Origin of the sequence: Corynebacterium glaucum (genome assembly GCF_002287505.1) — a bacterium.
Taxonomy (GTDB): Bacteria; Actinomycetota; Actinomycetes; order Mycobacteriales; family Mycobacteriaceae; genus Corynebacterium; species Corynebacterium glaucum.
Map to the genome: position 1 here is coordinate 518,361 of NZ_CP019688.1, position 22,137 is coordinate 540,497.

At 65.6% G+C, this 22,137-nt stretch carries 16 protein-coding genes; 4 read left to right on the forward strand and 12 right to left on the reverse strand.

All coding sequences use genetic code 11. The features are described from left to right. Positions 1-53: 53 nt before the first annotated feature. The 3 genes from CGLAU_RS02580 to CGLAU_RS02590 form a co-directional block, all read right to left on the reverse strand. A complete protein-coding gene (locus CGLAU_RS02580) occupies positions 54-542 on the reverse strand; it encodes a GNAT family N-acetyltransferase (RefSeq protein WP_232507164.1) in 489 nt (162 codons plus the stop codon). Between the two features lie 2 nt (positions 543-544). Next, positions 545-2,329 carry an acetyl/propionyl/methylcrotonyl-CoA carboxylase subunit alpha gene (locus tag CGLAU_RS02585; RefSeq protein WP_095659350.1) on the reverse strand — a complete coding sequence of 595 codons (1,785 nt, stop codon included), beginning with the start codon at positions 2,327-2,329 and terminating at the stop codon, positions 545-547. A 106-nt stretch (positions 2,330-2,435) separates the two neighbouring features. Next, positions 2,436-3,371, reverse strand: coding sequence for a sulfurtransferase (locus CGLAU_RS02590; RefSeq protein ID WP_095659351.1), 936 nt, complete (start codon positions 3,369-3,371; stop codon positions 2,436-2,438). Positions 3,372-3,588: 217 nt separating this feature from the next. Between CGLAU_RS02590 and CGLAU_RS02595 the strand changes: the two genes are divergently transcribed. Further along, complete coding sequence (locus CGLAU_RS02595; RefSeq protein ID WP_095659352.1) at positions 3,589-4,653, forward strand: Cj0069 family protein; 1,065 nt, start codon at positions 3,589-3,591, stop codon at positions 4,651-4,653. Positions 4,654-4,716: 63 nt separating this feature from the next. Here the strand turns inward: CGLAU_RS02595 and CGLAU_RS02600 are convergent, their stop codons facing one another. Continuing rightward, complete coding sequence (locus CGLAU_RS02600) at positions 4,717-5,415, reverse strand: hypothetical protein (RefSeq protein ID WP_095659353.1); 699 nt, start codon at positions 5,413-5,415, stop codon at positions 4,717-4,719. A 274-nt stretch (positions 5,416-5,689) separates the two neighbouring features. On the opposite strand from CGLAU_RS02600, the gene CGLAU_RS02605 reads away from it, so the two are divergent. Together CGLAU_RS02605 and CGLAU_RS02610 are read left to right on the forward strand one after the other, a co-directional pair. Beyond that, a complete protein-coding gene (locus tag CGLAU_RS02605) occupies positions 5,690-6,091 on the forward strand; it encodes a hypothetical protein (RefSeq protein WP_095659354.1) in 402 nt (133 codons plus the stop codon). 171 nt (positions 6,092-6,262) lie between these two features. Then, positions 6,263-6,565, forward strand: coding sequence for a DUF4282 domain-containing protein (locus CGLAU_RS02610; RefSeq protein WP_095659355.1), 303 nt, complete (start codon positions 6,263-6,265; stop codon positions 6,563-6,565). A 269-nt stretch (positions 6,566-6,834) separates the two neighbouring features. On the opposite strand, the gene CGLAU_RS02615 is transcribed toward CGLAU_RS02610, so the two are convergent. The 6 genes from CGLAU_RS02615 to CGLAU_RS02635 form a co-directional block, all read right to left on the reverse strand. Continuing rightward, the gene (locus tag CGLAU_RS02615) at positions 6,835-7,242 is read right to left on the reverse strand and encodes a DUF3151 domain-containing protein (protein WP_095659356.1); all 408 of its coding nucleotides are present in this window, start codon (positions 7,240-7,242) and stop codon (positions 6,835-6,837) included. Between the two features lie 10 nt (positions 7,243-7,252). Then, on the reverse strand, positions 7,253-7,843 hold the full coding sequence (locus CGLAU_RS02620; protein ID WP_095659357.1) for a Maf family protein: 591 nt from the start codon (positions 7,841-7,843) through the stop codon (positions 7,253-7,255). A 4-nt stretch (positions 7,844-7,847) separates the two neighbouring features. Next, positions 7,848-8,075 (reverse strand): acyl-CoA carboxylase subunit epsilon, encoded by a 228-nt coding sequence (locus tag CGLAU_RS02625; RefSeq protein WP_095659358.1) that lies wholly within the window; start codon positions 8,073-8,075, stop codon positions 7,848-7,850. A gap of 57 nt (positions 8,076-8,132) precedes the next feature. Then, positions 8,133-9,689 carry an acyl-CoA carboxylase subunit beta gene (locus tag CGLAU_RS02630; RefSeq protein WP_095659359.1) on the reverse strand — a complete coding sequence of 519 codons (1,557 nt, stop codon included), beginning with the start codon at positions 9,687-9,689 and terminating at the stop codon, positions 8,133-8,135. A gap of 67 nt (positions 9,690-9,756) precedes the next feature. Then, a complete protein-coding gene (locus CGLAU_RS12230) occupies positions 9,757-9,906 on the reverse strand; it encodes a hypothetical protein (protein WP_157731241.1) in 150 nt (49 codons plus the stop codon). After that, positions 9,899-10,312: a DoxX family protein gene (locus CGLAU_RS02635; RefSeq protein WP_095659360.1), complete on the reverse strand. Its 414-nt coding sequence runs from the start codon at positions 10,310-10,312 to the stop codon at positions 9,899-9,901. The genes CGLAU_RS12230 and CGLAU_RS02635 overlap by 8 nt, the downstream gene beginning before the upstream one ends. A gap of 30 nt (positions 10,313-10,342) precedes the next feature. Between CGLAU_RS02635 and CGLAU_RS02640 the strand changes: the two genes are divergently transcribed. After that, complete coding sequence (locus tag CGLAU_RS02640) at positions 10,343-11,338, forward strand: hypothetical protein (protein WP_095659361.1); 996 nt, start codon at positions 10,343-10,345, stop codon at positions 11,336-11,338. Here CGLAU_RS02640 and CGLAU_RS02645 read toward each other — a convergent pair. Both CGLAU_RS02645 and CGLAU_RS02650 read right to left on the reverse strand, forming a co-directional pair. Further along, positions 11,335-20,406 carry a type I polyketide synthase gene (locus tag CGLAU_RS02645; protein WP_095659362.1) on the reverse strand — a complete coding sequence of 3,024 codons (9,072 nt, stop codon included), beginning with the start codon at positions 20,404-20,406 and terminating at the stop codon, positions 11,335-11,337. The genes CGLAU_RS02640 and CGLAU_RS02645 overlap by 4 nt on opposite strands. Positions 20,407-20,449: 43 nt before the next feature. Then, entirely contained in the window at positions 20,450-22,075 is a 1,626-nt protein-coding gene (locus tag CGLAU_RS02650) for an acyl-CoA carboxylase subunit beta (RefSeq protein WP_095659363.1), read from the reverse strand. Between the last annotated feature and the right edge of the window lie 62 nt (positions 22,076-22,137).

A 22,137-nucleotide genomic window follows, 5' to 3' on the forward strand; every position in this document is an offset into this window, starting at 1 on the left:
GCTCCGGGTTGTTTGCCCGGAGCTTTTTGCTTATCGACGTCTACGCCATCGCCCTACAGCGCATAGACCATCGCGCCCTCAATGGTCGGGTGGTCGGTGAACCCGAATTCCTCGTAGCGGTGGCGCGCCCGCGGGTTCTTCGCATCCACCCACAGCGCGATGCGCGTGGCGCCCTGCTCGCGAGCGAGCTGAACCGCCTGTCCCAGCAACTGTGCCCCGAGGCGCTGTCCCGCGTACCGGTTCTCGACTGCGATGGCGATTTCTGGCACGTCCGGCCCGAGGTTCGCCCACCCATCTTGCGGTTCCGACCAATAGCGCAACCAGACGCCACCAGCAGGGGTACGAAGCTCATCGAAGGCGATGACGCCGCCGTCACGCTCGGGGTCCCACTCGTCCACGTATTTCTCAACCCCTGGAAGCACGTCCGGCTCCAGGTCAGCGGTCTCGTCGCCGAACGCGTCGGCGAGGAAGTTCAGGCGCTGCAGGTACGTCCGGTCCGCCTCCCTGGCGCGTCGGAACGTGAACTCCACGGATTCAACCACCACTATTTCAACTCCATGAGGACGGCAGATTTCTGCACCTGCGCACCCGTCTCTGCCGCAAGACCGGTCACCGTGCCGGACTTGTGCGCCTTGACCGGGTTTTCCATCTTCATCGCTTCAAGGACGAGGAGCACGTCGCCCTCCGCAACCTCTTCACCCTCGGACACGTTGACTTTGATTACGGTGCCCTGCATCGGCGCCGCAACAGCATCACCGGAGGCGGCAGCCTTGGACCCGGCCGCGCTGCGCCTCTTCGGGCGCTTGCGCTGCCCGCCACCGAAGACCAGCGACGACGGCAACGCAATCTCAATGCGACGCCCGTTCACCTCCACGGCAAAAGTGCGGTTCTCGCCATCCGGATCGGCACCGTCCGCGTCGCCGTCGGCATCAGTATCCGCAGGGACGAGCTTGTTGACCCACGCTTCCTCGATCCAGCGGGTGTAGACATCGAAGTGCTCGCCGTCGCCAATGAATGCGGGGTCGTCAAGAACGGCCTGGTGGAAGGGGATGACGGTCGGCAGCCCTTTCACCACGTACTCACTCAGCGCACGGCGAGAGCGCTGGAGAGCTTCCTCGCGGTCCTCGCCGTAGACGATGAGCTTCGCCAGCATCGAGTCGAACTGCCCGCCGACCACAGAGCCAGCACGCACGCCGGAATCCACGCGCACGCCCGGACCGGCCGGTTCCACGTACTCGGTAATGGTGCCTGGTGCGGGCATGAAGTTCACTGCCGGGTCTTCGCCGTTAATGCGGAATTCGATGGCATGTCCGCGCGGTTCCGGGTCCGTCGTAAAGCGAAGCTCCTCACCTGACGCGATGCGGAACTGTTCACGCACCAGGTCAATGCCGGTGGTGATCTCGGTGACCGGGTGCTCCACTTGCAAGCGGGTGTTCACCTCGAGAAAGGAGATGATGCCTTCCGGGTGCTGCTCGGTGCCAGCGCTGACCAGGTACTCGACCGTGCCCGCGCCGTAGTAACCGGCCTCCTTGCAGATCGCCTTCGCGCTTTCGTGGATCCGCGCGCGCTGCGCGTCGGTCAAGAACGGTGCCGGCGCCTCTTCGACCAGCTTCTGGAAGCGGCGCTGCAGGGAGCAGTCGCGGGTGCCCACGACGATGACGTTGCCGTGCTGGTCTGCAAGCACCTGCGCCTCGACGTGGCGCGCCTTATCAAGATAGCGCTCGACAAAGCACTCTCCACGGCCGAACGCCGCGGTGGCCTCACGGGTCGCCGACTCGAAGAGCTCGGGAATCTCTTCCCGGGTGTAGGCGACCTTCATACCGCGCCCGCCGCCGCCGTAGGCAGCCTTGATGGCTACCGGCAGGCCGTGCTCGTCAGCAAACGCGACCACCTCATCGGCGTTCGCAACGGGGTCCTTCGTGCCCGGTGCCATTGGCGCATCGGCGCGTTCAGCGATGTGGCGGGCGGTGACTTTGTCGCCGAGCGCCGCAATCGCCTCCGGCGACGGGCCGATCCACGTCAGGCCCGCGTCGATGACCTTCTGCGCGAACTCCGCGTTCTCAGACAAGAACCCGTAACCGGGGTGGATTGCGTCAGCCCCGGAATCAGCCGCAGCCTTGAGCACCTTCTCCATGTCCAGGTACGACTCCGCCGCGGTAGTGCCGCCCAGCGCGAACGCCTCGTCTGCCATCGCCACAAACGGGGCGTCGGCGTCGGGCTCTGCATAGACAGCAACGGAGGCGAGGCCAGCATCTTTCGCGGCGCGGATGACGCGCACGGCGATCTCGCCGCGGTTGGCAATGAGCACCTTCGATAGGGGAGTAGGCACGAGTAATTCCGCCTTTACTAAATATTTGCTAAATGGTTAGGTCTACCAACATATCTTGGCTGTGCCGCTTCATATTACAGTCCCGCTCGGCGTTTTCCGCACTAAGTTACTCTTGCGTAGGTTCTGGGTTGGGCTCGGGCGTGGCTTCGGAGCCGCGCTCAATAGGCACACGAACCATGTTTCCCCATTCGATCCAGGAGCCGTCGTAAAGCGAAGCATCCTTGAACCCCAGGATGTGGGTGAGTACGAACCACGTGTGCGCCGAGCTTTCCCCCATCTGGCAATAGATAACGGTGCGCGCGTCGCGGTCGAAGTCGCTGTAGATCTCGGCGATTTCATCTGCGCTGCGAAACAGCGCATTCGGGTACACCGATCGCCCCCACGGCACGTTCACAGCACCAGGGATATGTCCCTGCCGCAGGGCAAGCGGAGCTTGTTGCTTATCGACGGCCCCTGCGACCTCATCGCCAGCGTAAAGCTCGGGGGTGCGGGCGTCGATCAACTGAATGCCTTGAATTGGCGTGCCCTGCTCGCGCAAGCCGTCGAGCAGCTCGGTCGCGAACGTCCGAGTCGGGGTGTCGTTGCGCTCTACGGTGGGGTAGTCGCTTTCCGGGTATGTGGGCACGGCGAAGGACGTGTCGCGCTCTTCTCCCATCCACGCGTCGCGGCCGCCGTCGAGAAGCCGCACATCCGGGTGGCCGAACAGCTCGAAGACCCACGCGGTGTAGGCCGCCCACCAGTTCGCGCGGTCGCCGTAAACCACTACCGTGTCGTCGCGTGAAATGCCCCGCTCGCGCATCAGTGCGGCGAACGCCGCGCCGTCGATCAGGTCGCGCTGGACGGGGTCGTTGAGGTCGCGGTTCCAATCGATGCGCACCGCGCCCGGAATGTGGCCGATGTCGTAGAGGTAGGCATCCTCGTCGCTTTCCACGACCTTCAGGCCGTCGACGCCCAAGCGAGCAGAAAGCCACGCGGCGGAAACGAACTTCTCTGGATGCGCGAACGTCTCGAACTGCGGGTTGTGCTCAAGCTCAATTCCCACTTCGATGATTCCTCTCCCTGGGCGCCATGAAATTGCCACTCCACGATACCGTCGTTGGCGGGAAGTGGGCTGCCCAACTGGGCGAAATCAGGGGAGTTTCCGGCGCTGAGACGGGTCTTGTGAGCTTAACCACTAACCGGCGGTCTTCCCCGGCCAACCCACGAGAAAAGACTTAGAGTTCGATGCGGGAACACGATCAACATCGAAAGGGATCCTAGTGAAGAAGGCAATTGTAGTTTTCGAGGTTGAGGGCGGCTCCGACAAATACATCGACGGCCACCGCAAAGACACCATGCCAATCGTCAACGCGATCAAGGACAAGGGCTGGAACGCAGAGGTTGTGTACTTCCGTCCGGAGTGGGCATCGGACCTCTTTGAGTACGTCTCCGAGAACTTCGACGCGTACATCTCCCGCGTGAACCCGGGCAACATCCCGGGCGGCGAGAAGGGCTACTTCGACCTGCTCACCCGCCTGTCCGAGGCTGGCCTCGTCGGCATGTCCACCCCGGAGGAGATGATCTCCTACGGCGCCAAGGACGCTCTGGTGAAGCTCAACCAGACCGACCTGGTTCCGTCCGACACTGCCGCGTACTACGACGTGGAGTCCTTCAAAAACACTTTCCCGACCTCCCTGTCCTACGGTGAGCGCGTGCTGAAGCAGAACCGCGGCTCCACCGGTTCGGGCATTTGGCGCGTCCGTCTCGCGGACGAATCGCAGGCAGCCAACGTTGAGCCGGGCACCGCACTGCCGCTGGACACCAAGCTCAAGTGCACCGAAGCTGTGGACAACCACACAGAGGATCGCGAACTTGGCGAGTTCATGGATTTCTGCGAGCAGTACATCGTTGGTGACAACGGCATGCTCGTCGACATGCGCTTCATGCCGCGCATCACTGAGGGTGAGATCCGTATCCTCCTCGTTGGCCCGCACCCAGTCTTCGTCGTGCACAAAAAACCGGCCGAGGGCGGTGACGCGTTCTCCGCGACCTTGTTCTCCGGCGCGAAGTACACCTACCAGAAACCGGAGGAGTGGCAGGAGCTCGTCGACATGTTCGCCGAGGCACGCCCTGTCATCGCTGAGAACCTTGGCGGAGACAACATCCCGCTGATCTGGACCGCGGACTTCATGCTTGCCGACGATGACGAGACCGGCGAAGACACCTACGTCCTCGGTGAGATCAACTGCTCCTGCGTCGGCTTCACCTCCGAGCTGGACATGGGCATCCAGGAGATGGTGGCTGACGAGGCCATCAAGCGTGTCGAGGAAAAGCACTCCGCGTAGCGCTTCTGCTTGACGACGATTGAAGCCCCGGCTGCGGCCGGGGCTTTTCGCGTGGCGGCGGGCTTAATTGAGCAGGTAGCCGGGTTGGGACCAAAGCTGAGCGAACTTCTCGGTGTCCCCGGCGACCGCTTGCACGGTGCCGCTTTGGGCCGTGAGATCCACCGTGTAATGGTCGGTGATGCCTGCGGCGGTGGCACCTCCGCGCTCGCCCCACGTGAGGCGAACCTGGCCGTCGTCAAGCATTTCAATGCTCTCTACCTTGGTAAAGAGCCGCATTTCGCCGTCGGGCTGGCCGTTGACGTAGAGCGCTAGTCCGTCACTGATGGAGGCGCCGGTGCCTGCCGGCCCGTCTTCGCGGCCGAGTGAACCGCGGAAGGTGATCCAGCTCAACGGGGCGCACGGATCGTAGTGATTCTCGATGTCTTCGATCCAGTAATTGGTGTCGGTGTGATTCTCGGCTGGCATGCGTCCCGGAGCGGTGCCGGTGGCGTATTGCTGGCGTGGGTCTGTGGGCGGCGTGGTGCAGTCGCCAGCTGGGGTGGTTGCCCCGGCCGGCGGGGCTGCGGTGTCGACCTCGGTGGTGGGTTGCTGCGTGACTGTCTCGACTGTCGCTTCCTGGGTGACCGCTTCCGTCACCGTTTCCGGCGCCGACGTTGCCGCTGAAGTCTCAGCGGTGGTGTCGTCGGTGGCGCTGCACGACGCAATCGCGAGCGCCGCCGGAACTGCAATGAGTACTTGGGTGGCTAATTTGAGTCGCGTCATGCCCCTCAAGGATAGGTGCTTCGCCACCTTTGCTGGCTCCGTATCGGTGAGCACCGGGCAACAATGCCGGATTCCGCCTGGTAGCAGCTCGCCTGTGAAGTCTCTGCCAAGTCAGTAATGGCCTCTATTTCAGCCCCAGTTTTCCGCGTTTTTGGGGTCCACAGGTTTGCGCTGTGCTTCGCTGACTTGCCGTCTCCACTATGCAGCCGGGGGCTTACCCCCTTAGAATGCATTAAGCAAAAGCTCAAATCAGTGATGAAAGAAGGCAGGACCCATGTCCACTCCGTTCAACCCTAACGACCGTGACCCGAATAAGGACGTCTCGTCCCAGCCGTTCGGTGCTGGCTCCTCCGACTCGCAGTCCAGCCAGCCGACCTGGGGTTCCAACAGCACCGGCTCGTCCCAGACTGGTTGGGGTTCCTCCGACTCGAACTCGTCGCAGTCCGGCTGGGGTGCATCCGATTCCAACAGTTCCCAATCTGGCTGGGGCGCATCTGACTCCAGCAGCTCCCAGTCCAGCGATTCTCCGTACGGTCAGTCGCAGTACGGCCAGAGCCAGTCCCAGAGCGGCCAGGGCAGCCAGGGCAGCCAGTACGGTCAGACCCCAGCCTACGGCCAGTCCGGTTTCGGGCAGGCGGGTCAGAGCTACGGTCAGTCTGATTACGGTCAGTCGTAGTACGGCCAGAGCCAGTCCCAGACTCAGGGTCAGACTCAGGCCTACGGCCAGACGCAGGGTGGCCAGTACGGTCAGACCCAGGGCTTCGGCCAGCCTTACAGCGGTTTCCAGCAGGACGGTGGCAGCGCGAACAACGCGGCCCAGGGCCAACGCCAGAACTTCTTCAAGGCGTTGTTTGATCGATCGTTCGAGCGCTCCTTCACCCTTGACTTCCACAAGACGCTCTTCACCATCGCGCTCGTGTTTATCGGCATTTTCTGGGTGCTTGGTCTCATCGGTTCTCTGTCCACTTTCACCGAGGGGGCTGGTGAAGGTGTGCTGGCACTTGTCATGTTCCTGATTTTCGGTACCTTCGGCGTGCTGTTCTGGACCATCATGATTCGTGTCAGCCTGGAGTTTTACGTGGCAATGATGCGCACGCAGCGCGATGTTAAGCGCCTGGCTGAGGACGACACCACCTCCAGCACCAGCTAACCTCTTCTTTACGACGAACCCCAAGCCGCGTGAACGCACGCAGCTTGGGGCTTCGTTTTGCCCTGTCTAAGTGGAGCGGGCTGGTCGGTGATTTCCGCCGCGGTCCCGGCCACTGTCTCAGGCCACTGTCTCAGACCACTGTCTCAGACCACTGTCGGTCACCGGAAGTCGATGGTGCCGAAGATGCGGTTGGCTCAGCCACCGGGTCTGGGGCGTTCGAGCAGGGAACCAAACCAAATGCAAGGAACCCCCATGGGTGTCACCTGCGGCTAAACATTTGAATCGAGAAGGGTTTCCACACTGGCCGGGTCCGCGTCGGAAAGCATCTGGCGGCAGCGGTCGTACTCATCAGTCTCACCGATGGCTTTGGCAGCCAGGGCGAGCATCGCGATCGCTTTGAGCACCGGCTGGTTCGCCTCGTGCGTTGCAGGCACTGGGCCCCAGCCTTTCCAGCCGTTGGCGCGCAGGCGGTCAAGGGAGCGGTGGTAGCCGGTGCGCGCGTACGCGTAGGCAACGATCGGGTCGCCTTCTGACAATTCCTTCTCCGCGCGGGCGGCCCAAACCGCCGGGGAGTTGGGGTGGGCGTAGACCGAGGCGTCGTCAAGCAAATTGCTCTTCGAAGCGGGGTCTTCCGGGAGTTTCACGGGTGGGGGAGCGAGCATGTCGTTGATGTCCATGGGTGCGAAGCTAGTCCCAGAACGCGCTCGCGTCGAGGCCGAACTGATAGAGCGCGCGGCGCAGAAACGGCATCGAGAGGCCGATGACGCTAGTCGGGTCGCCGTCGATGGAGTCGATGAACCAACTGCCTAGAGCCTCGAGGGTGAACGCGCCGGCGCATTCAAGCGGCTGTCCGGAGCGCGCGTAGGCCTCGATGTCGGTGTCGGATACGTCGCCGAACTGGATGGCGGTGCGCACAGTGTGCTGCACCCACTCGCCGCGGTACGTCGCGGCATGGCCGGTGAGCAGGTGCGCGGTGCGGCCGCGCTGGGCGCGCCAGCGTTCGATTGTGGCTTCGACGGTGTGGGGTTTACCGAGCAGCTCGCCGTCGAGGAGCAGCATGGAGTCGCACCCGATCACCACATCGTCGGGGTGGCCGGGCGCGATCGCGTCGGCCTTTGCGCGGGCGAGCGCGGCGACAACGTCAGCTGGCGCGGTGCCGCCGAGTGAGGCGATCAGCGCGTCTTCGTCAATGTTGGCAGGTCTCAGGAGGGGAGACACCCCACCTTGCTCAAGGAGCATGCGTCTCGACGGTGATTTGGACGCCAGCACCAGCCGCACAGCGTTAGAAGTAGGCAACGTTGCCAAATGCGTGCGGGTTGTACACCGCACCTTGGTGGTGGCTCGGGCGAGGTGCGCCCCAGCCGTTGCGGTCGGCCGGATTCTGGGCTGCTGCCCGTGCGGTCTGCTCGGCCTGCAGGTCAGCGATGACGGTGGTAAGCGCCGCAAGCTCTTCTTCGTTCAGGTGTCCCTTGGTCACGGTGAACAAGGGCGCAGCGTTTGGTGTCGTCATGGTGAATCTCCTTTCACCGAGGATTCAGGCTCTGCCAGCTTACGGTGGCGTAGGTTTCTAGAGGGGGATGTTACCGTGCTTCTTCGTTACTGGGTAGATCACTTTGCGCTCGAGGAGGCGCAAACCTTCAAGCACCTGCGCCCGGGTCTGGTGCGGCTCGATGACCGCGTCCACGAGACCGCGCTCGGTAGCTACGTACGGGTTGAGGTTCTCGGCCTCGTACTCCGCCGCGTCCGTACCGATCGCGGTTGCCGCCGTTGGGGCATCAGCCAGCGCGATCTGAGCGGTAGGCCACGCAAACACCAGGTCCGCACCCAGGCCCTTCGAGCCGAGGACGGCGTAGGCGGTGCCGTGCGCCTTACGGGTAATCACCGTGATGGTGCCAACCTGGGCCTCGGCGAACGCGTACGCAAGCGCGGCAGCGCCAGCAGCGGCGCCGGCTCGCTCCTCGTCCGCTGACGGCACGAAACCGGGGCAGTCCACGAACTGCACGATCGGCAGGTTGAACGCGTCGCACGTGCGGATAAACCGGGCAGCCTTGCGCGCACCGTCGTAAGTCAGGCAGCCAGCAAGCACACTCGGCTGGGTGGCGACAACGCCCACTGCGCGACCGCCGATGTGGGCGAATCCCGTGACTACGTTTCCGGCGAAATCCGCGCCCACTTCAAACAGCTCACCGTCGGTGACCGCGGTGATGATGTCGGCGACGTCGTACGCCGCAGCGTCGTCGTCTGGCATAAACGTATCCAGATCGAGATTCTGCGCTTCGACACCGGCGGCACCAGAATCGGCACCGGTTGCGCCCGTATTTAACCCCGCCCGGCCCGCGCCACCCGCAGCCTGGCCAAGCGGCGAGCCGGCCAGGTTGTTCAGCGGCAAATAGCCGACCAGGCTACGCACCTGCTCAAGCGCATCCGCATCACTTGCCGCAGTGAGGTGCGCAAGCCCGGACTCAGACGCGTGCACGCGGGCGCCGCCAAGCGCATCCGCGTCCACGCCAGCGTCACCGGACACCGCGCGAACCGCTTCGACATCGGTGAGGTGCAGCGCGGCACCGTCGACCATCACAGTGAGGTCCGCCAGCGGCACCGTCGCCGCCGCCAGCCCAGCCGTGTCGCCAGCCACGACAGCGATCTGCGGGATCAACCCTGACGCCACCGACGCCGCGCGCAGCAGCTTCGCCTGCATGTGCGCGGTCACGATGCCTTCTTGCCAGCGCGGGCCCGCAGAGTTGTAGATGCCGATCACCGGCACGCCAGTCTTGGTAGCCAACTCGTAGATCTTCAGCATCTTCTCGGCGTAAACCTCGCCGACTCCGCCGTCGAAGATGGTGCCGTCCTGGGAGAATACGCAGACCCGGCGACCGTCGATAAGCCCATAGCCCGTAATCACCCCATCGGTGGCGGGCTTGGTGCGGTACATCTTGTATGCCTCGATGCGGTGGCGGGCCAGCGCGTCCGTCTCCACGAATGTGCCAGTGTCGAGGAGCTGCTCCACCCGCTCGCGCGCGGCGCGATCCGCGTCTTGTCCGACCGGCGCTTGCGATTCCGCAAGACGGTTGCGCAAGTCCTCAATACGACCGGCAGTGGTGGTCAAGTCGGGTTTAGAAGTCATAGGCCTCAAGTGTAGAGATCGGGGTTTGCAACGCCACATTGCCCATCGTCCGGCCCTGCCGCGTGCGTTACGGCTCCTGCCAATTCAGCCCGCGGCGAATGCGGATCGGGCCCTTCACCGCGGCGATGTTGACCTCGCAGATCGAGGATTCCGGTTTGCGCGCCGCGAGCAGGTTGCTTATCGACGCCCCAATGACACCGCTATCCACCTCAGCCAAGATGCCCTTCCTTGTACACGCGCCATGCGGCGCGAATCATCGGGATCTGCAGGGGCAGGCGGGCGATTCCGAGCGCCTGTTGGGGCCACGACTTATCCCGCCACTGCCACGCCATGTAGAAGTTCGCGGGCCAGACTGCGGTGAGCAGTGCCGCAGAGAACAGGCCCCCGGCGCGTTGGATTCCGCGAGAGCGGCGGCGGTGGCCCGGGTTGGACTGCGGGCCGAGCGCGGGCGCGGCGAGCATCACCGCCGCCGCCAGCTCCGCCACGCCGGAGACGTACGTGTAGGTCCGCGGCGCGCCGGGCAGCGCCGGTGGCACAATCGCGTCGAAGACATCAGGCTTGGAAAAGTGCAGCGCTCCTGCGATGCCGAAGATCGGGATCAACGCGCGCGATGGAAAATGCATGGGGCCAGGCTAGCGGAGGAGGATGGCGCGGTGACCAAGATCGTCTCGTTCGATACCACGTTGCGAGGTGCCCCGCTCCGGGTCGAGGTCTGCGTGACACCGGTTCGCGGCGGCCAGCTCGGTGACGGGCATGAGCGCCTCGCCCGCAAGCTCGCGCACAGGCTCATGGATGCCAGCGCGGAGTTTGTCCCAGCACAGGTAGAGGGGCAGGGTGCGGGAGTAACCGATCGCATGCTGCCTGAGTTCGACAAGCCGCGTGCCGACTCCAGCCCGGTGGAACTGCGGGAGTTCTTTCGTGGCGTGGCGCAGCGGCTGAATCCGCTGGCCCAGCGTGATCCGCGGATGGTCGGCGCGTTGTACGCAGCCCGCGCGGGTGAAGAATATGCGGGCGATCTACGCACTGACTTCCTTAGCGAGGTGCTCGCGGGAATGCGGGAGATGGGAGGGCGTCGGGTCGTCGTCAAGCGAATGCTTCCTGGTGCTGAAATGACCTGCGCAATCGAGTCCGGGGATGCTGAGCTTGTGCGGGCCCTGGCTGAGGCGGCGTGGGAAGCGACCGGGCCGCAGCTGCATGCGCTCGATTTCTACGCGGCGCTGGCGGCAACGAAGCGCGCGTGCCGGGCGGGCGACCGGGCGGCGCTGGAACGTGGTTTGAGAGTTTTGACGCAGTTTGGGCCGGAGTTCGAGGTGCCGGCGGGTCTCGACGATGTTGGGGTGGTTGAGGCGTGGTTGCCGCGGGCGGTGGGCGAACTAGTTCCGGCCGGTTGGGTGGCTGGGGCCGACGCAGCGTTCGATGCAGCCTTCGATGCTGCGTTCGATGCGCGGTTGCTCGACGGGCTCAACGCGCTGCCCGGCGCGCGCTTCGTCGCGGTGTCCGAGCGCGGCGGCGAGCAAGCGGGGGAGCTGAGCCCGGGGCAGGTGAGCCCGGGGGAGCTGAGCCCGGTTGACTTGGGCGCGGCGCTTACCGCCGAAACGCTGCGCGCGGTGAGCGCACAGGGCGCGCAGACGTTTCGCGGCTGGATCTAGCTGAGCGGGTACTTACCGTCCTCGCCCAGGCGAGCATCCGGGTTGAGCAACAGCGCGATCTCGCCGTCGTGGGTGTTGCCCTCGACGAAGCGGCGGTTCTCCACCTGCTCGAACAGCGGGCGGCGGCCCACCATGCCGGCCTCGAGGTGATCGGCACCTGCGCGCAGGCGCTGGGTCGCGCGCTCACGCCACTCGGCTGCCGCCGCCTCACCGCGCGCGGCGACCACGGCCGCCTCGAACACGCCCGGGTGCGCGAGCACGACCAGAGCGCCAACGTGGCCGAAGCCGAGTGAGGTCAGTGCGGCCGCCTTCACACGGCCTTCGCCAAGCGCGAGCGGGGCGCGCAGCCACACGAGGTTCTTGGCTTTCGGTGAGATGAGTGGATCGACGCAGTCCAGGGACGCGTTCTGCGGCAGGTTGCCGGTGCGCAAAACGTCGATCAGCCCGCCGATCTGGAACAGGGCCGCACCCGCCTTGGAGTGGCCGGTGAGCGTCTTCTGCGAGATGACGTACAGCGGCGCGCGCGCATCGCGGCCGATGGCCGGCCACAGAATGGAGTGCAGCTCCGACTCGTTCGGGTCGTTCGCGTTGGTGGAGGTGTCGTGCTTGCTCAGCACGGTGACGTCGTCAGGCGTTAGCCCCAGCGAAGCGAGATTCTTGGCCAGGCGCGACTGCTCGCCGCCGCGCGCTGCCGCCAGCACGCCCAGGCCCGGCGCCGGAATCGAGGTATGAGCGCCGTCGCCGAAGGAATGGGCGTACGCGATCACGGCGTGCACCGGCAGCCCCAGTTCAGCCGCAAGCGAGCCGCGCGCGATCAGCACCGTGCCGCCGCCTTCGGCCTCGAGGAAGCCGCCGCGGCGTCGGTCGTTGGCGCGCGAGATGAAGCGGTCGTCGATGCCCTTGGCGCGCATCGTCTCCGTGTCCGCGGTGGCGTTCATATTGCCGAAGCCTTCCAGCGACTCGACCTGGACGTCGTCGATACCGCCGGCGACCACAAAGTCCGCCTTGCCCAGCGCAATCTTGTCCACGGCCTCCTCGACCGACACCGCCGCCGTCGCACACGCACCGACCGGGTGGATCATGGAGCCGTACCCACCAACCAGCGCCTGCATGACGTGCGCCGCGACCACGTTCGGTAGCGCCTCCTGCAGGATGTCGCTTTGGCGCTCGTGGCCCAGGAAGCGGGACACGAACACCTTGTGCAGGGACTCCATGCCACCAATACCGGTACCTTGCGTCGACGCCACGTCCGCCGGGTGCACGGCCCGCATCAACTCCGCCGGGGTGAAGCCGGCGGAGATGAACGCGTCCACCGCGGTGACCAGGTTCCACACCGCCATGCGGTCCATGCCGTCGATCATCTGCGCCGGGATGCCCCAGTTCGCCGGGTCGAAATCGTCCGGCATCTGCCCGGCAACGGTGCGCGTCAGCGTCGCCTTGCGCGGCATCGCGGCCTTCGCGCCCGCCAGTCGGGTCACGGTCCACTCGCCGTCGTTGCTGCGCACCACAGTCTTCTCGGGGTCGGCAGTTGCGTAGTCGCGGGCTTCGCTTTCCGACGCCACCGTGAACGTCACATCACGATCCAGGAAGACCTCAGTCATATCGATGGAGCCACGGTCAGTGAGGAAGTACTTGTCCGTCAGCTCTCGCACGCCGGCGCGCGCCACGACTTCGTCCCGGAAGCGCTCGTAGATGTCTTCCTCGGGCACTTCGGCGCCGTCAGCGTCGTACCAGCCCGGGGTCGGGTCTTCGGCCCAGGTCACCAGGCCCGTCATCCACGCCAGCTCGAGCACGCCGGCGGCGGTGAGATCAACCTCGCCGTTGCGCTGGATGCCGTATTCCGCTTCACGACGGGTCCTGCCGGAACCCCACGACGAGACCTCGCCGATGCCGCAGATGACGATCATGTCGTAGAGCGAGCAGGTCACCTCGCCAACCTCAATGCCAGTCGGCTGCACCGGGTTGGCCACGTTCGGCAGTGCCTTGATGGTCTCGGCAGTGGCGGCACCGGTCTCAGCGCTCGCGCCAGCGTTGTCGTCTGAGTCAGCAGCGCGGCCGCGGCGGGCGAGGTCCGCGATGGACACACCCGCGTCCGCGAGTCCGCCGGTGAGGTCGAGATCCAACGGGCCCTCAGCGGCGCGTGTCCGAGACTCCTGCGACACCAAACCCATGAGCTCGGAGGAGATCTCCTCCGGATCCCACACGTGGATGCCGGCTTCTTTTGCCGCCGGGATGAGCACGTCGTTGCCGCCCATTAGCGCAGTACCGGACACCCAGCCGATGCGCGCCTGCGCTAGCGTCACGCCTTCCGGCCAGCCGGATTCGGCGGACCACTTGTTCAGCACCGCATCGAGCGCGGCCTTGACCTCGCCGTACGCGCCGTCGCCGCCGAAGGTGCCGCGGTTCGGCGAACCCGGCAGCACCACGTGGGTGCGCACCGCCTGGTCGGAGGCCTGCGCGAGCTCGGACAGGCGCGCAATCGTGCGCTCCACCGACCACAGCAGCAGGCGCGCCTGGGTCTCGGCGTTGCCGCCGACTTCGGCCAGCGAGCCGGAGACACTCGGCGCCGCGAACGGGAACGCCAGCGTTGGGGTCAGCGCAGGCTTGATCACCTTGACCTCGTTGCCCACCGTTTCCTTCTGCTCGGTGCCAATCCAGTCAATCAGCGCGTCAATGTCGCGGTACGAACTCAAATTCGCCGGCACCAGCCACAGCGCCGCGCCCTGCGACGCGTGGTCGCGGTAGAGCTTGCGCGCGAACTCCTTGCGCGCCTGGTTCACGCGCGAGGCGGTCATAATCACCGTCGCGCCGCCTTCCAGCAGACGCTCCACCAACGCAGTGGCAATCGAGCCCGGCGCGGCACCGGTCACCAGCGCCACGTCTGCCGCGTACTCCAGCTCCGGCACCTCGGCCGCAACACTCGCGATCTCCGTCAACGGCCCGTCGAAACCGTGCTCGGCGTACCACGTTGCCTGGTCCACGATCGTCTGACCGGTACCGGCGAAGCGAGCCACGTCAATGTCTACCTCGCCCAGCGCGACTCGCGTGAGATCCTCGCGGGCTTGGGCCCACCGGTCGTCAAAAAGCACTGCTCTGCGGGCGTCGAAGACGGGGGCGACCTGCGAGGTCCAGCCGGAGCCGAGCTCTGCCTCGATCGCGTCGATGATGGTGGTGTCCGGTGCTTCGATCTCGGCGTGCTCGTCCTCGATGCCGAGCTTGCCCAGCAGCGTGCGCGCGGTCGCGACCAGAGTGTCGGTCACTTCCTCACGGTAGGCATCCAGTGCTGCCGAATCCACCACTCCACCACCGGAGCTTGTGCTTGTCGACGCCCGGCTGACCGCCTGCCCATGCGCCGCAGCGACGCGCTCAATGGCGGCGTCAATGAGCGCACTGACTTCGGCCTTGCTCGCCGCGGCCGGCAGCGTGTTCAGCGTGCCGCCGCGCACGGACTCCTCGTCGCGGGTGCCCAGAAAGATTTCCGCCTCGATGTGCGGAGTCCAGGTGGCCGGCAGGCCCCAGGTGCCGGTGACATACTCGCCGACGTATGCGGGCTTGAGACCCGCAGCACCGAGCACCTGGCGCAGGCGCGCGGTGACCGCCTCGGTGAGCACCGCTCCGAACGGCGAGTAGCCGGGCGCAGCGGAGTTCACGCGTTCGCGCAGCGTGGTCACGTCCGCTTCGGCCGCACCGTCGATCGCGGGGACACCGAGCTCAGCCGACATGTCCATGAGCAGCTGGTTACGACGGCTGGAGACGCCGCCGGTGAGCTCCTCGATGGTGTCAGAGTCGTTGATCTGCTCGATGCGCAGCTTGTTCTGGAAGGCGAAGAGCGCCATGACGGCGTCGGCGGCCTTGAACGGGATGTCGGTGGCGGCGCTTGCCGGTGTTCCGGTTGCCGGCGCGACTGCCGGCGCGGGTGCTGGGGCAGGCGCAGTTTCCGTCGACTCTGCTGCCGGTGCAGCCGATTCGGGGGCGGCCGGGGCGGCGGCGTCGTCAAGCTCTTCGAGCTCCGGCTCTGGTGCGGCGACGGCATCGTTGAGCATCACCTGGTCCTGGTTCGCCTCGACGTTCAGCACCGGGATGTGGTGGCCGATGATGTCCATCTCGCGCTTGGCCAGGTTGGTCAGCGTCGGCGAGGACGCCAGGCCCACCTCGATGGCCTGGTCGACACGGCGGAAAATGAGGTCCTGGGTCTCAATCCAGCGCACCGGGGAAGCGAACTGCCACGCGAGCAGTTCGATGAGCAGCAGGCGCGCAAGCGCGGACGGCTCCAGCGACTCCGGCGTGACGCCGTCGAGCGCCTTGGTGGGTACCTCGGCCTTGATGGCGTCGATGAAGTCCTGGGTCAGCTCGAAGGGGCGCGCCACGAGGTTCGGCACGTAGCGGTCCACCAGCGCCTCGACGTCGATCTCGGCCGGGAGCAGCTCGTCGAGCTTCTGCTCGAAGTCCGGCACGCCCGAGCGCAGGACGCGAGAGTGGAACGGCACATCGATGCCCGGGATGGGCACGTAGGCGCGCTCGCGCACACCGTTGGCGCGGCGGGCCAGCTCTGCGAGGCCCTTCTTCGAGCCGGCCACGGAGTACTGCATGCCCTTGATGTTGTAGTTCACAATCTCGAGGAATTCGCCGGTGTCCTCGGACACCTGTCCCACATAGTTGGCGACGTCCGAGTCGCTCACCCCGATCATGTTCGGGCGCAGCGCGCCCATGGCGTACTCGGAGTTGCCCTCGGCGTCGCGCGGCACGAGCGAACCCATCGAGGAGCCGCGCGAGTACACGATGTCGATCACGGCCTCGAGATCGAAGATGTTGCCCAGGCTGGCCAGGGCGGTGTACTCGCCGAGCGAGTGGCCGGCGTACATCGCACCCTCAGCCAGCGCGTCGGCCGCGCGCAGGCGCTCGGTCTGCGCGTACGCCACAACCGCCAGCGCCACCTGCGTGAACTGCGTCAGATGCAGCACGCCGTCCGGATGGCGGTGCACTTCGCCCTTGACGGTGACTTCGGTGGGGTTTTCGTCGACAATCTTCTGAATCGAGAAGCCCAGGTTGGTTCGCGTGTGGCGGTCGGCGCGGCGCCATGCCGCGCGCGCAGCGGGGCAGACGTCGCGGTCGCCCTTGCCCATCCCGACGGCCTGAATGCCCTGGCCCGGGTAGATGTAGGCGGTGCGCGGCTGCGCGAGCAGGGCCTGGCCGCGCGAGACCACCTCGCCGCCTATGCGGCAAGTCACCTCGAGCGCCGGGCGGATGCCCACGCGGCCGACGCGCTCGGCGGTGATTTCCACTTGGTCATCGAGCTGCACCATGCCGTACATGGAGTAGGTCCAGCTCTTAACGTCGCCGTGGCGGCCAGCGAGGTGCTGCGCAGTAGCCGACAGCCACATGCCGTGCACCAGCGGCGCCTTAAGGCCCACCAGGCCGGAGGCGTTGTACGAGGAGTGGATCGGGTTGTAATCGCCGGACACCAGCGCAAACGGGGTCATGTCGTGCGGTGCGGTGACCACGGCGCGGTCTACAAACGAGCGCGGGGTGGCCTGGATCTCGGCTGCCTCCGGGGCACCGCCGTAGGCCGGGGCCTGCGCCGGCGGTGTGTTCGTGGTGGCGCGCCCGCGGATCGCAAAGCGGTGCATCTGCGTCGCAACAACCTCGCCCTCGGGGTCGGACGCATCCCGCAGCTCCAGCTCCACGGTCACGAGGCGCCCGGAGACCGACTCGTCGATGGAGGAGCACCACGACGTCACCTCGATGGTGCGGCCGTCCGCAAGCTCGTGCAGGTCGGCGCGCAGGTTGATCACGTGGTCGAGGTGCACCGCGTTGAGCAGGCCCTCGATCACCGGGAAGCCGTCCTCCAACTGGCCCGAGCCCAGTGCGGTGTAGATCGCCGGCCAGCACGGACCGACCAGCACGTCCGGCGTGCCCACCTTCACGTCCGCGCCCAACGCCGCGCCGGTGACTGCCGTGTGCGCTGCCAACAGGGACGCCGGGAAGGTGAACGAGGACTTGGCCAAGCCATACGGTGTGGCGTCGGTCACGGTGCCGTCGATAAGCGAAGGAAGCTCCCGGATCTCATCCCCGGCCTCCGAAGTGGAACCGACACCCGCAAGCCCGGCGAGCAGGTCGAATACGGCCTTCGGCAGGCGCTCGTCCGACACGACCGGAGACGCGCCCGTGGACACGCCTTCCGGCAGGTCGATCGGGATCATCACATCGCGCACGTAAAACGGGCGCTGCTCCTCCGGCAGGTGGTCCCAGAACGAGTCGGTGACGATACGGATCGACCACTGTTTGGTGCAGTCTTCGAGTTCTTCTGAAACGATCTCGTAAGCAGCCTCGTCCATCGCGTATGCCGGGTTTTCCATCAGATGCCCGTGCCACATCATCGTCGGCGCGGCCTTGATGAACTCCTCGACCGTCGCCGCGTCGTTCAGGCGCGCGAACTGCTCGGCCGGTTCCAGACCGGCGACTTGCAGTTGCTCGGTCGCCGCCGCCTCGAAGCGCGCGAGCAACTCCGCGACCGGCTCGTTCTTCTTGGTAATGCCGGCCACCGCGACCGGGCCCGGAATGATGCGCACCTGGTCGGCGGTGTAGCGCTCGTCCTGCGCCTGCCACAGGGTGTCCTTGCCAAACCACATCTTCAGGTCGCCGTCGATTGCTGGCACCCACGGCATCGGCTTCGGGTATTTGTAGTGCAGCTGAATCCACCACGCCGCATCCCGCGGGGAAACATGCACCTCACGGGCCTGCGGGTATGAAGCAAAAAGCTTATCGACGGCCTGTTTCGCGTCAATCCCTTCCCCGGACGGAAACAGCGTGTCGATCTCGCCGTGGTCCTGTGGGTTGAGACGGGCCTCGATGCGGTGCAGGGTTTCTTCGAAGCGTGCATTCCAGGTCTGGTCGACAAATGGGTAAGCGAGCTCTACGAAGCGCTCGATCCACTCGGCGTAGGTCATGTCTTCGATGTCGCCGAAGAACGGCTTCGAGGTGGCCGCGAGGGCGTCGATGATCTCCTCGCGGCGGTCCCGGTATTCCTCCGCCGGCATGTTGGTGATCAGACGCGCCGCCTTGGCAAAGGAGTTGTCGAGGTCGTGGATGTCGGCGAGCAGGTGCGACTGGCTCGACGCCACGCCGTTGCGGCCGGTGCCGCGCGAGACCCAGCCGCCGTTGTCCTCCGGGGTCAGGCCTGGGGTATTCACCAGCAGGTCCTTGACACTGTCGGTGGCCTTCGCTTCCTTGGTGGCCATGGCCACGGTGCCGAGGAACACCGCGTCAACCGGCATCTTGGTCACGCCGTAGCGGGTCGCCCACTCGCCGGTGAGCAGCGCCGCCGCGCGATCCGGGGAGTACACGCCGCCGCCGACGGTGAGCAATGCGTTGTCGTGCGCGCGGACTTCTGCGTAGGTGGACAGCAGCATGTCGTCGAGGTTCACCCAGGAGTGGTGGCCGCCGGCGTGGCCGTCTTCAATCATGAGGATGACTGGGACGTCCGGATTCGCCTCAGCGATTTTCAGGGCGTCGCGGATTTGCTTCTCGGTGCCCGGCTTGAAGGCGACGTACGGGAAGCCGTCTGCAATGAGACCTTCGATGATCTCGGTTGCCTCGTCCACTTCCGGGATGCCGGCGGAGATGCACACGCCGTTGAATGGCGCCCCCTGGGTGCGGGCCTTGGGCACCATGCGGGTCTGGCCGAAGTGGAGGTTCCACAGGAAGCGGTCGAAGAACATCGTGTTGAACTGGGCGGTACGGCCCGGCTCAAGGTGCTTGATCAAGGTGTCGCGGTGTGCGTTGAACACGTCCTCGGAGTACATGCCGCCGCCGGCGAGCTCCGTCCAGTAGCCCGCGTTCGCGGCTGCGGCGACGATTTCCCCGTCGGCCGAGGTCGGGGTCATGCCGCCGAGGATGATGGGGGACAGGCCCGTGACGGTAGAGAAGCGGGTCTGGGTGTACACCTTGCCGTCCGGCAGGCGCACCAGGCGCGGGGCGAACTTGGAGTAGTCGGCCGCCTCGGGGATTTCGGTGCCTGGGGTGGCTAGCGCATCGCGGCCCTTTGCCGTGTCGGCGGTGAGCACCGGCACGCTCGCGCCGGCGGCGAGGCCGCGGATGATGGAAGAAATGCCGTGCTCGAACGACACAATGTGGCTCGCGCCCCGCTGGAGCACGTCAGAGATGCGCTCGGGGAAGTTGAATTGGTCAACCAGGATGGTTTGCGCCATCTCCCGCGGCGTCGCGGGGGAGGTGATTGCGATGCCGCAGGAGCGCGACCAGTCGTCGACAAGCGAAACTGCTCCGGTGTTGCCCTGGGTGTGGAAGGGGTAGGCGACGTCGAGCGTGTCAAAGATGGGCTCGAGCTCGGAGCCGCCGAACTCCGCGGCCTCGAGCTTGGCGTTGTAGGCCTTGGCCACCGCCTCGATTTCGCGCTGCGCGTCGGCGAGCTGCTCCGGGGTGCCGGAGAGGATGACGTGGCGCGGGCCGTTGATCACGGACACGACGGCGCGGTTGTTGGCGTCGGTGTCGGTGCCGGTGTTGGGGAAGCGCTCCAGCATCTGCGGCGCCGGGATGCCCCGCACGGACAGCATGCGCGACTCCGCGTCGGTCGCGCCGAAATCCTGCGAGGCGGCGGCGCCGAGGATGAACGCGTACGCCAGCGCCTGCGCGGGGTTGTCCACGGCCGCCGCGGCGATGATGCCCTGCGAGTGGCCGTCGATGATCGTCCTCTCCGCGTCGACCGGAAGCCCGAGGTCGCGGAGGTGCTCGAGTTGCGCAATCTGCGCAAGCAGGATGCCGGGTACACTCACGGCCGGCAGCGCGTCGATGTCTTTGCGCGCCACTGCGCCGGCGGCTGTGGCGTCGGAATCGATGAGTTCGCGAAGGCGCTGCGCAGCGCCCGGCACGACCGACGCCAGCGGGCGGGCAACCGGGCCGGTGATGTTCTGCGCTTCGTCGAGAAGCTGGCTCAAGCGCGCGGCGGTGGCGGGGGAGGCGGCGGCGTCGGAGAGCGCGGTCTGCCAAGCGCTGGCCTGGCCGGGGAAGATGAGCGCCGGGTTGGACATGGAAAGCAGCGGGGTGAGGTTCATAGTGGCGAAGGCTTTCTCGGTTTTAAGTGCTATTGGGGGGGCGTTAAAGCGGGATGTTGCCGTGCTTGCGCGCCGGGCGGGCGACGGACTTGTCGCGGTAGAGGCGCAGGTTGGCGGCGATTGCGGTGCGGGTCTCGCTTGGCAGGATCACGGCGTCGATCAGCCCACGTTCGGCGGCGTTGTACGGGTTCAAGATGGTGTCTTCGTATTCGCGCTCGAAGCTGGTGATCAGTTCGGTGAGCGCGGCCTCGTCCATGCCGGATTCGCGCGCCGCCTTGATCTCCTTACGGTTGATGAAGCCGACGGCGCCTGCCGCGCCCATGACGGCGATCTGCGCGGTAGGCCACGCGAGGTTCACGTCGGCGCCAAGGCCTTTCGAACCCATCACGCAATACGCGCCGCCGTAGGCCTTGCGCATGGTCACAGTGATCTTCGGGATCGTTGCCTCGCCGTAGGCGTAGAGCAGTTTCGCGCCGCGGCGCAGGATGCCGCCGTACTCTTGGCCGGCACCCGGTAGGAACCCGGGAACGTCGACCAGCATCACGATCGGGATGTTGAACGCGTCGCAGGTGCGCACAAAACGCGCGGCCTTCTCCGAAGAATCGATGTCCAGGCACCCCGCGTACACGCTGGGCTGGTTCGCCACGAAGCCGACGGCCTGGCCTTCGATGCGCGCGAACGCGACGACGACGTTTTCGGCGCGCTGCTGCATGATCTCCATGTACTCGCCGTCGTCGGCAAGCCTGCTGATCACTTCGCGCACGTCGTAGGGCTGATTCGGGCTGTCCGGCATGAGGGTGTCCAGCTCAAGGTCGGTCTCGGTCACGGTCGGCTCGAAATCGTGCGGTTCGCTCGGAGCTTGCAGTTTGCTATTCGACGGCAAGTACGAGACGAGGTCCACCACCCAATCGAGTGCCTCTTCATCCGTCTCCGCCACGTAGTGGCAGTTGCCGGCAGTGGCCATGTGGGTCCACGCCCCGCCGAGTTCTTCTTGCGTGATCTCCTCGCCGGTGACCGTCTTGATCACGTCCGGCCCGGTGACGAACATCTTGGACGTCTTGTCCACCATGACCACGAAGTCGGTGAGCGCGGGGGAGTAGGCGTTGCCGCCGGCGCACGCGCCGAGGATCACCGAAATCTGCGGCACGACGCCCGAGGCGCGCACGTTTTGGTAAAAGGTCTGCGCGATCCAATCGAGCGACACCGCGCCGTCTTGGATGCGCGCGCCTGCGCCTTCATAGAGGCCGATAAGCGGCCGGCCGGTGGTGACGGCGAGCTCCTGAATCTTCACCATCTTCTCGCCGTAGACTTCGCCGAGCGCGCCGCCGAAGACGGTGCCGTCCTGGGAGAAGATGCACACCTCGCGACCGTCGATGGTGCCCCAGCCGGTGACGATGCCGTCGGTAACCGGGCGTTTTTGATACATGCCGAAGTCGTGCGTGCGGTGGCGTGCCAGCATGTCCGTCTCGACGAAGGAGCCTTCGTCCAAGATGTAGTCGAGTCGTTCGCGAGCGGTGAGACGGCCTGCATCGTGTACCTTGTCGTAGGCCCGTTCGCCCATCGGCGCCTGGGCTTCTTGCCTGCGGCGCTGCAAGTCGGCAATTTTCTCTGCAGTGGTTTGTGGACCTTTAATCCCGCCTAAGCCCTGTGTATCGGAGGAAACAGTCATGTTCGTCACCTTAAACTTTTGTAGGCAAAAATATTGCAAGCCGAGTCCTAAACCTACGAACT

Excerpts from the sequence above, each read along its gene's own strand:
- CGLAU_RS02630 (WP_095659359.1), bottom strand. The coding sequence starts at position 9,689 with ATGACTTCTAAACCCGACTTGACCACCACTGCCGGTCGTATTGAGGAC.
- CGLAU_RS02625 (WP_095659358.1), bottom strand. The coding sequence starts at position 8,075 with ATGACGACACCAAACGCTGCGCCCTTGTTCACCGTGACCAAGGGACAC.
- CGLAU_RS02615 (WP_095659356.1), bottom strand. The coding sequence starts at position 7,242 with ATGGACATCAACGACATGCTCGCTCCCCCACCCGTGAAACTCCCGGAA.
- CGLAU_RS02650 (WP_095659363.1), bottom strand. The coding sequence starts at position 22,075 with ATGACTGTTTCCTCCGATACACAGGGCTTAGGCGGGATTAAAGGTCCA.
- CGLAU_RS02635 (WP_095659360.1), bottom strand. The coding sequence starts at position 10,312 with ATGCATTTTCCATCGCGCGCGTTGATCCCGATCTTCGGCATCGCAGGA.
- CGLAU_RS02605 (WP_095659354.1), top strand. The coding sequence starts at position 5,690 with ATGTCCACTCCGTTCAACCCTAACGACCGTGACCCGAATAAGGACGTC.
- CGLAU_RS02645 (WP_095659362.1), bottom strand. The coding sequence starts at position 20,406 with ATGAACCTCACCCCGCTGCTTTCCATGTCCAACCCGGCGCTCATCTTC.
- CGLAU_RS02600 (WP_095659353.1), bottom strand. The coding sequence starts at position 5,415 with ATGACGCGACTCAAATTAGCCACCCAAGTACTCATTGCAGTTCCGGCG.